Source organism: Neobacillus sp. C211 (genome assembly GCF_051842875.1).
Lineage (GTDB): Bacteria > Bacillota > Bacilli > Bacillales > Cytobacillaceae > Neobacillus.
The window spans coordinates 1-9,222 of record NZ_JBPXRO010000063.1; the positions used below are offsets into that span (position 1 = coordinate 1).

The following is a 9,222-nucleotide window of genomic DNA, read 5'->3' on the forward strand; positions in this document are numbered from 1 at the left end:
TCAATTTCTCATTCGCTCGTAAGCGACTTTATTAATTTATCATATCCAACATCTTAATGTCAACAACTTTTTTAAAATCTTTTTTCGTTAGTTGACTCTCTCGATGAGGACGAGATTTAATATAACATGATAAATTAATGTTTGCAATATAATTTTAAAAGTTTTTTTGAAAAGCTCATTCTTATTACTAAAGTAAGGACCATATAAAAAACAGGGAAATGTAAACCTGATTGATATAGCCTTTTTTGATCCTTCTTATCATATAATAAATAGACGGTTATTGATTAATAGTAAGTAATTTCCATAGTGCATAAAAATATAAGTTCCCACTTGTACTTCCATTAGATACTCGTTTATGTGTAGAATCAACATAGGAAAACCTTTAATTTTTTCCAATGCTCTATATTTTCTACCACCACAACAAACAAAACTTCAGTCAACAGACTGTGTAATTGGACGTGAACCTGAGATGAGTAGTATCGATATCCATATATTAATTAAGTTAGGTGTTTCTGCTGTTTTTGGCCTTATTATCGGCCTAGAACGAGAATTAAAAAGGAAACCAGTTGGACTTAAGACAAGTCTGGTTATCTCGGTTGTGAGTTGTTTGCTGACAATTGTATCGATTGAATCGGCGTATATGTTTCCCAATTCGGATAATGTTAAAATTACAATGGACCCTCTTCGCTTAGCAGCACAGATTGTTTCAGGAATTGGTTTCTTAGGTGCGGGTGTTATCCTAAGACGGGGCAATGATAGTATTTCAGGATTAACTACTGCTGCGATGATATGGGGAGCCGCAGGAATTGGCATAGCTGTCGGAGCTGGTTTTTTCATAGAGGCATTTGTTGGTGTTGCGCTACTTATGATTAGTGTGGAATTTGTTCCATTTTTAATGAAGATCATTGGTCCCAAACAATTACGGGAAAAAGAAGTCATGTTGCACTTGTTTATTAGAGATCAAAATCAAATTGATAAAGCGATTTCTTTCTTATTAGAAAAAAATTATATTGTTCGTAGACTTAAGATTAAAGATTTAGACAACGGGGACCATCTTGTTCAAATCTTAGTTGCAGTGGATTACCGTGAAAAGACAACCGATGTGTATTCCTCTGTATCGAATTTAGAAGGTGTTCAGAAAGTTGAAATCGAAAGTATTGGCTAGAAAAAAATTTTATGTTAAATCAAAATTTTCTCTTGCAAGATAATAGCAATACAGATATAATTTTTCTTGTACCAATAAACTGGGGGATTAGCTCAGCTGGGAGAGCGCTTGCATGGCATGCAAGAGGTCAGGGGTTCGAGCCCCCTATTCTCCATATTTCGAAAACCTTTGCGCTGCAAGGGTTTTTTTTATTTCTCTGATTTACAAAATAACATCCAACCCTCGCAATTATTTCTCCTAATAAATTTTTAATGGGTATTTTTACCTTTTTTGAAATTTCCTATTGCAAATTCCCTTCTCAATATAATAAAATCGAAAATGTAATTTTAAAATTTAGAAAAATCTGTATTTAAAGGGGCGAATTTTAAAAAATTAATTTCTTCCAGTATAATTACCGCCACGATCTATTTTTCCTCAACAAATGACCAATCAGCATTGTCTTTTATTTGACCTCAGATTTGAACAAAGGGCTTTTATATGAGAGGAGGAACTAACATTGGAGGCAAAAAAAACTAAGGTTAATTCTGAAAGCGATTACACTGCGATTGTTCAATCATCATCATTTCAAAAATTACTCTCCGAAAAGAAAAAATTCATCGTGCCAATCACCATATTCTTTTTTTGTTTTTATTTTGCATTGCCTGTATTAACTTCCTATTCGACAGTGTTAAATCATAAGTTTATCGGAAGTATAACATGGGCATGGGTCTTTGCTTTCTTACAATTCGTCATGACATGGGTTTTATGTATGCTTTACTCGAAAAAAGCAGCAAGATTTGATGAATTAGCTAATAAAGTCATCCAAGAAGGGGGGACTAACTAATGAATACAGCTGCATTTACTATGTTTCTATGTATCGTTTTTGTTACGTTAGTGATTACATACTACGCTTCAAAACGGACGAAAAATGCAAGTGAGTTCTACACGGCTGGCGGAGGTCTTACTGGCTGGCAAAATGGACTTGCCATCGCTGGGGATTATATGTCCGCTGCATCCTTCCTTGGAATTGCAGGGGCAGTCGCCTTAACGGGATTTGATGGCTTCTTTTATAGCATTGGTTTCCTAGTTGCCTATCTTGTTGTACTTTATTTGGTAGCTGAACCTCTAAGAAACCTCGGTAAATATACCTTTGCAGATATGATTGCTGCAAGATTTGATGCAAAAAAAGTGCGTGGTTTTGCCGCCATGAACACGGTAACCATTTCGATTTTTTACATGATTGCTCAGCTAGTTGGTGCAGGTGCACTTATCAAATTATTATTAGGCTTAGAATATACCACATCCGTTTTAATTGTTGGCGTACTAATGACTGTATATGTTATTTTTGGAGGAATGCATGCAACAAGCTGGGTCCAAATCATTAAAGCCGTTCTATTAATGGGTGGTACCTTAGTCATTTCTATTATTGTCTTTGCCAAATTTAACTGGAGTATTACCGATATGTTTGCGCAAATGAAAACTGCAACACCATTAAAGGAAACTTTCCTAAATCCTGGCGTAAAATACAAAATTGGTCTTGATACCATTTCCTTAAACATGGGATTAGTACTAGGAACAGCAGGTCTGCCCCATATTCTTGTTCGGTTCTTTACGGTAAAGGATGCAAAAACAGCTCGTTCCTCAGTTGTATATGCCACATGGATCATTGGGATTTTTTACGTTATGACCATTTTTCTTGGCTTCGGTGCGGCAGCTTTTGTAGGTAACAGTACAATTGTTGCAGCTAATCCAGCGGGAAATATGGCTGCTCCGCTTTTAGCCCAAGCTCTTGGTGGAAATATGTTATTTGCTTTTATTTCAGCAGTCGCTTTTGCAACTATTCTAGCTGTTGTTGCTGGCCTTGTTCTGACGGCTGCCTCAGCGTTTGCCCATGATTTCTATAACGTTATCCTTAAAAAGGGAAATGCAACAGAAAAGCAGCAAGTAGGTATGGCACGCTGGGCAGCAGTTGGAGTTTCTGTCATATCTATTATACTTGCGTTAGGTGCACAAACTCTTAATGTTGCCTTCCTAGTTTCACTTGCCTTTGCCGTCGCAGCGAGTGCAAATTTACCTGTTATTCTGTATACAATTTACTGGAAACGCTTTAATACAACCGGTGCCGTTTGGGCTATGGTGGTTGGGCTTATTTCAGCAATCGGCTTGGTGCTAGTCAGCCCGAATGTATTCAGCCCTGAAGTTGGAAAAGCTATTTTTGTAGGCGAGCCTTGGTTCCCGTATACAACTCCAGGAATTGTTTCTATTCCACTCGGATTTATTGCGGGCTATCTTGGAACTATTTTCTCAAGCCAAAAAGCTGATGTAAAAAGATATGAGGAAGTACTGGTTAAATCAAATACTGGCATTAGAATTGGTAGTTAAATAAGCGAACGGGACTGAATCATTTTCAGTCCCATTTGTTTTAAAAATGTATATTATCTTGGTCCTTTTCTACCTGAACCTGTTTTCGTACTGTTTCTTCCTGACGTAACTGTTTGGGACCTTCTTTCAGAGCTGCCTCTTCCTCCAGACCTATTTTCCCTTCTACCTGTATCGTTTCGATTTCGTGATGTACTTGTTCTTGCTTTACTCATTCCACGTTTATCTATATGAACAGTATTACGTTCTTTTTTTATGTCTTCTGTTTCTGATTTCTCTTCGCTATTACCATTATTTTGTTTCGGAATGATGATGTTTAACTCTTGTTCAATCGTTTCAAGCATAGGCCTGTCCGCCGAAGTATAAAAGGTAATTGCAAGACCTGTCATTCCAGCTCTGCCTGTTCGGCCAATTCGATGAACATAACTGTCAGCATCTTCTGGGATATCATAATTAAACACATGCGTGACGCCTTCAACATCTAGCCCTCTCGCCGCCACATCTGTAGCAATTAACAATTGCACTTCGGCATCCCTAAAACGCTTCATCACTCGTTCTCTCTTCGCTTGAGACAAATCACCATGCAATTCATCGCAAGAAAAGCCGTTTGCTTTCAGGACATCAAAAAGTTTACTTACTCTTCGTTTCGTCCGACAAAAAACTACCGCTAAATAGGGACGATACGTTTCCACTAATTGAATAAGCGTGGCTTGTTTAGCACGATCCGTTGTATGAATCGCAATCTGCTTAACATTTTCAGCCGGACCTTGTGTTTTTTCTACTTGAATATATTCAGGATCACGCATATGCTTTTTTGCTAGTTTGCGAATTTCAGGAGGCATCGTTGCTGAAAACAGCATCGTTTGCCTGCTTGCTGGAGTTTCTCTAATAATATCCTCCACTTCATTAAGAAAGCCTATATGGAGCATTTGGTCTGCTTCGTCTAAAACAAGGAAGGATATTTCCGATAAACGGATTGTTTCTCTTCTAATATGATCTAAAAGTCGGCCAGGAGTCCCAACAACAATTTGCATTCCCCTCTTTAATTTTTTTAACTGTTTATCGACATCCTGCCCGCCATAGACAGCCAGGACATCTACACCGTTAATGTCTGCTATCAATTTTTCAAATTCATCTGTAATTTGCAGTGCTAATTCTCTGGTTGGAGTCACGATAAGCGCTTGAACCTGTTCTGCATCATGATTAATTTTTTCAAGTATCGGTAGAATAAATGCAAACGTCTTCCCTGTTCCCGTTTGCGCCTGTGCAATTATATCGTTACCCTTCATCACAAATGGAATCGCTTGTTCTTGAATCGGTGTCGGTTTTGCTATACCGTGGCCGCGTAATTTATTCACTAATGTTTCTGAAATACCCAATTTTAAAAAATCTGACAAAAAAACCCCTACTTTCATTTTTAACCTATCCATTTATTTTGATTGTTTATCATTCCAATTGCAAATATACTTTTCCTGTCGATATTCAAAAAAATATATAAATGTTCAGACATTAGTTGCCTTTTTCTTTTAAAACAACTATAATTTTTGTATCACAATATAATACCAACTTATTCCATCGGAATAGTAAACTTTGGAGGTGGAGAATAAAAATATGAACCAAAACAGTTTTCTCATCATGCATGGCCTAGGAGGGAGCGGACCTGATCATTGGCAAACATGGCTGGCTCAAGAATTAACACAAAGGAATCATCATGTTTGTTACCCAACTTTCTCTAACTTTGATTCACCTAATAAGAATGTCTGGTTGGAGGAACTGTCCGCTACGATGAAGACGATTCCTGAGGAAAATAACTTAACGATTATCACACACAGTCTAGGATGCTTGCTATGGCTTCATTATGCCTCTACTCTAAACAAACAAATTGCCAAACAAGTTATACTCGTTGCACCGCCATCTCCATCACATATTCTCACTGAAGCGAAATCCTTCTTTCCGGTACCGCTGGATGGAAACCATTTAATGCGAACATCTGCGGAAACCTTATTTGTCCATTCTTCTAATGATCCCTATTGCAGTTTGGACGATTCAAAAAACTATTTAAATCTCGGGCTGCCTTCCGTTACCATACCAAATGCTGGTCATATTAATACGCAGTCCGGACACGGGGAATGGCCATGGATCTTAGATTTATGTCTTTCTCATAATGAAATTGTTCAATATTGATAAAAAGAAGGAGTGAGACATCACTCCTTCTTTTTATTGACGTTGCTTCCATTCTAAGCCATTATATAAATTAATTTTATCTGTTTTATCAATCACAATTAATCGATTATATAAATATTTCAAGGAGGAAATACATTTGGATTTGCATCAATTGTATGTTTTTACAAAAGTGGTTGAACACAAAAGCTTTTCAAAAGCAGCAGATGATATTTTTTTAAGTCAATCAACCGTTAGCTCTCATATCCAAGCATTAGAAAAGATGTTAAATATGAATCTTTTTGATCGTGTCGGAAGAGAAAGCATTCTTACTCCTCAAGGGGAACGCTTATATCAGTGGGCACTCAAGCTTTTGCTTATTAAGGACCAAGCATTGCTTGACCTAAAAGAGGGGATGACAGACCTCCGTGGAATGGTAAGGATCGCAGCGAGCTCTGTTCCTGGGCAATTTATGGTTCCGCGAATGGTCAAGCAATTTAGAGTACAGTATCCTGAAGCGACGTTTCATATCAATCAATCTTCCTCAAAAATTGTGGCCGAAAAGGTTTTAAATGGATCTGTTGATGTTGGAATACTGGGTGATAAATACGAAAACGACAAACTTCACTATATTCCTTTATTAAAAGAAAAGCTAGTCTTAATTACATCGAACCAAAACGAGATTGTGGGACCTGTCAATATCGAGGAGGTTTTAGATTATCCATTTGTGATGCGTAATTCTAGCTCAGGAACGAATGCTCTTTTGGAACGTTTCCTTAAGAAAAGTAAGATTCATAAGGACAAATTAAATATCATTGCTTATATAGAAAGCGGCCAGAGTTTAATGCAATTTGTCCTACAGGATATTGGCATTTCGATTATATCTGAAATTGCTGCAAGCGAATATTCCTCTAAAAATATGCTTAAGATGCATGATATAAATGGCTTTGATGACGAAAGATATTTTTATCTTGTTTACAACATTAATAAAACGCAATCACTCCTATCAAAATTATTTATTGAAGGTGCCTTGGATTTAGTTGGCGGTAACCACACAAAGTGGGCTGAGTAAATACTCAGCCTATTTTATTTTATCAAGGAATAGGGTATTACGGTTTCAGGATAACTTTAATACAATCTTCCATTTTTGTATCAAATACTTCATACCCATGTTTTGCTTGGTCCAAGGGCAGTACATGGGTGATAATGTCCCCAGGGTCAAGCTTTCCTCCATTTATCATATCGTATAGGAACGGCATATAAGGAATAACTGGGGCCTGTCCAGTCTTAATATTCACATTTCGTTGGAAAATATCTCCTAGCGGAAAAGCATTATATCGACCACCATATACACCTGTTATTTGAATGGTTCCGCATTTTCGGACTGCTTGACTAGCAATGACAATCGCTCCCATCGCCCCACCATGAAGTTTCATGCCCGAAGCAAGAAATTCAAGTGGTGTCCATTTTCCATCCATTCCGACTGCATCAATCACGATGTCGGCCCCGCCTTGGGTAATCTCCTTTAAGTATTCTCCAGTGTTAGCATGTTGTTCAAAATTAACAATTTCCACCTTATTTGTTCGTTTGGCATGCTGCAAACGGTAATCAATATAATCAACTGCAATCACTCGTTTTGCACCATTTAACCATGCAAATTTTTGGGCTAACAATCCCACCGGACCGCAGCCAAGAATAATAACCGTATCACCATCTTTTACACCAGCATGATCAACACTCCAGTATGCAGTTGGAGCTGCATCAGCAAGTAACACTAGTTTTTCATCTTCCACCTCACAATTTTCTGGAATCTTAAATGGGGTGAAATTCCCATATGGGACGCGCATGTATTCAGCCTGTCCCCCTGCATAACCACCGGTTAATTCAGAATAACCGAAGAAACCTCCAATTTCTCCATGAGGATTAGAATTATCACATTGACTTGTTAGGTCATTAGTACAATACCAACAATGACCGCAACTAACATTGAATGGAATTATCACTCGGTCACCTTTTTTAAGTTTAGTAACTTCTGGGCCAACCTCTTCGACTACTCCCATCGGCTCGTGACCAATAATATAGTCTGTTGGCAAGCTTGGAATCATCGCATGAATTAAATGTAAATCGGAACCGCATATCGCTGAAGAGGTAATTTTCACAATGATATCATCAGCATTTTTTATTTCTGGATCTTTGACCTCTTTTACTTGAACATTTTTTATGCCTTGGTATGTAACTGCCTTCATTCAGTTTTCTCCCTCCTATTATTTGTTTGGTGTCGCGAACATGCCAAGGCGATCCGTATCGTTAGGGAAAAGGTTTAATTGGGCAATTTGCACGGCTGTTTCAGCAGACTTCAAATCAATAGGGAATTGTTCCTTTAGATTATGAGGATGAAGCCAGCCCTTTTTAACCATTAAGTCAGAAATTTCCGTGTGCAAATCAATCGCTGCTTCCATTTGTTTATGTAAGGCCCTTCTAAGTTCAGGATTGGCGGTTTCGGTTATCGCAAAACCATAATTACGTATTCCTGTTTTCACCGCAAGTAAAAAATCCATGGCAAAAGCTGAATCAGCCAAATTCGGCATTCCTTCTGCATTCCTTGGATCTAAATAGTCCTCCAATTTTTCCACCTCACTTATTGTAGTAATTGGCTTTGTTTATAGAAACCGATAAGTTCATTAATATCTTTAATCGTTTGCTGCACATCTTTTTCCATTAGTGCTTTTAGTTCATTATCGAAACAGATTCCTTGCATTAATTTTGATTTAAGCAAGCAAACCGTTTTAAAGTTTAGAATTTCATGGGTTTCCATCGTCTCATGTAAGCCCAAGCTGCCTACTTCCATATAAGCACCTCCAGTTTATAACATATGTATTTTCCCCTTATACCGTTTCCTTTTATGCAGATAATAAGGTGAATAAACTGGGATTACCTAAGAAAATATAATGAGGATAAAGTATGTTCGTGTTGGAGGGAACAACAATGACAAAGTATTTAGGCCTTCATGAAACATTAGACCTTCATGAATTGTTATCATTTAAAAATCTTTGCCTAACTAAAGCGACAACAATGAGTGTTTTGGCCCAAGACGAGGAACTGAAGGCAATACTTTCAGAGGATGTCACTACAGGAACCCAGCATATACAACAGCTACAGCAGTTTTTGACAGATCGGAGGGAAAAGCAGTGAATCATTTCATTCAAAATATGATGGGAATGGGCGGAATGACTGACCAGGTCATTGCAACTGACTTTCTCATTTCCGCAAAGGCCGGTGTGAGAAATTATGCTGTTGCAATTACGGAGATCGCTACACCAGAATTGAAAGCAGCCTTACGAGCACAATTAAATGACGCCATTGCTACACATGAAAAAATAACCAACTTTATGGTAGCAAAGGGTTTTTATCATCCACATGATTTAAGTGAGCAGCTACAGGTGGACCTAACGGTGTCAGATACGGCATTAAATCTTGCACAAAAGAAGGAAAATGCCTCGAATTAGATTATTAGAAAAAGGGAGAACAGTTTGTTCTCC

At 37.8% G+C, this 9,222-nt stretch carries 11 protein-coding genes and 1 tRNA gene; 8 read left to right on the top strand and 4 right to left on the bottom strand.

Translation table 11 applies throughout. The features are described 5' to 3' along the window. The first annotated feature begins 469 nt into the window (after window positions 1-469). The 4 genes from ACSU6B_RS28500 (at window position 470) to ACSU6B_RS28515 (ending at window position 3,526) form a co-directional block, all read left to right on the top strand. Window positions 470-1,165, top strand: a complete 696-nt coding sequence (locus ACSU6B_RS28500; RefSeq protein ID WP_215002370.1) for an MgtC/SapB family protein — start codon at window positions 470-472, stop codon at window positions 1,163-1,165. Between the two features lie 81 nt (window positions 1,166-1,246). Next, window positions 1,247-1,319: transfer RNA gene (locus tag ACSU6B_RS28505), tRNA-Ala, on the top strand. A 342-nt stretch (window positions 1,320-1,661) separates the two neighbouring features. After that, window positions 1,662-1,988: a DUF485 domain-containing protein gene (locus ACSU6B_RS28510; RefSeq protein WP_168245418.1), complete on the top strand. Its 327-nt coding sequence runs from the start codon at window positions 1,662-1,664 to the stop codon at window positions 1,986-1,988. Continuing rightward, window positions 1,988-3,526, top strand: a complete 1,539-nt coding sequence (locus ACSU6B_RS28515) for a solute symporter family protein (RefSeq protein WP_410889810.1) — start codon at window positions 1,988-1,990, stop codon at window positions 3,524-3,526. Before ACSU6B_RS28510 ends, ACSU6B_RS28515 begins: the two co-directional genes overlap by 1 nt. Window positions 3,527-3,579: 53 nt before the next feature. Here ACSU6B_RS28515 and ACSU6B_RS28520 read toward each other — a convergent pair whose 3' ends face one another. Further along, window positions 3,580-4,920 carry a DEAD/DEAH box helicase gene (locus ACSU6B_RS28520; RefSeq protein ID WP_410889812.1) on the bottom strand — a complete coding sequence of 447 codons (1,341 nt, stop codon included), beginning with the start codon at window positions 4,918-4,920 and terminating at the stop codon, window positions 3,580-3,582. 214 nt (window positions 4,921-5,134) lie between these two features. Here ACSU6B_RS28520 and ACSU6B_RS28525 point away from each other — a divergent pair, with 214 nt between their 5' ends. Together ACSU6B_RS28525 and ACSU6B_RS28530 are read left to right on the top strand one after the other, a co-directional pair. Then, a complete protein-coding gene (locus tag ACSU6B_RS28525; protein ID WP_410889814.1) occupies window positions 5,135-5,707 on the top strand; it encodes an RBBP9/YdeN family alpha/beta hydrolase in 573 nt (190 codons plus the stop codon). A gap of 136 nt (window positions 5,708-5,843) precedes the next feature. Next, window positions 5,844-6,755, top strand: coding sequence for a selenium metabolism-associated LysR family transcriptional regulator (locus ACSU6B_RS28530; protein ID WP_410889816.1), 912 nt, complete (start codon window positions 5,844-5,846; stop codon window positions 6,753-6,755). A gap of 37 nt (window positions 6,756-6,792) precedes the next feature. Here ACSU6B_RS28530 and ACSU6B_RS28535 read toward each other — a convergent pair whose 3' ends face one another. The 3 genes from ACSU6B_RS28535 to ACSU6B_RS28545 are packed head-to-tail and all read right to left on the bottom strand — an operon-like array spanning window position 6,793 to window position 8,531. Further along, entirely contained in the window at window positions 6,793-7,929 is a 1,137-nt protein-coding gene (locus ACSU6B_RS28535; RefSeq protein ID WP_410889818.1) for a zinc-dependent alcohol dehydrogenase, read from the bottom strand. A gap of 18 nt (window positions 7,930-7,947) precedes the next feature. After that, entirely contained in the window at window positions 7,948-8,307 is a 360-nt protein-coding gene (locus ACSU6B_RS28540; protein WP_215002380.1) for a spore coat protein, read from the bottom strand. 14 nt (window positions 8,308-8,321) lie between these two features. Beyond that, window positions 8,322-8,531 (bottom strand): spore coat protein, encoded by a 210-nt coding sequence (locus ACSU6B_RS28545; RefSeq protein ID WP_215002382.1) that lies wholly within the window; start codon window positions 8,529-8,531, stop codon window positions 8,322-8,324. A gap of 137 nt (window positions 8,532-8,668) precedes the next feature. On the opposite strand from ACSU6B_RS28545, the gene ACSU6B_RS28550 reads away from it, so the two are divergent. Together ACSU6B_RS28550 and ACSU6B_RS28555 are read left to right on the top strand one after the other, a co-directional pair. Beyond that, on the top strand, window positions 8,669-8,875 hold the full coding sequence (locus ACSU6B_RS28550) for a hypothetical protein (protein WP_410889820.1): 207 nt from the start codon (window positions 8,669-8,671) through the stop codon (window positions 8,873-8,875). Further along, a complete protein-coding gene (locus ACSU6B_RS28555) occupies window positions 8,872-9,189 on the top strand; it encodes a spore coat protein (RefSeq protein ID WP_410889821.1) in 318 nt (105 codons plus the stop codon). The genes ACSU6B_RS28550 and ACSU6B_RS28555 overlap by 4 nt, the downstream gene beginning before the upstream one ends. Window positions 9,190-9,222: the final 33 nt, after the last annotated feature.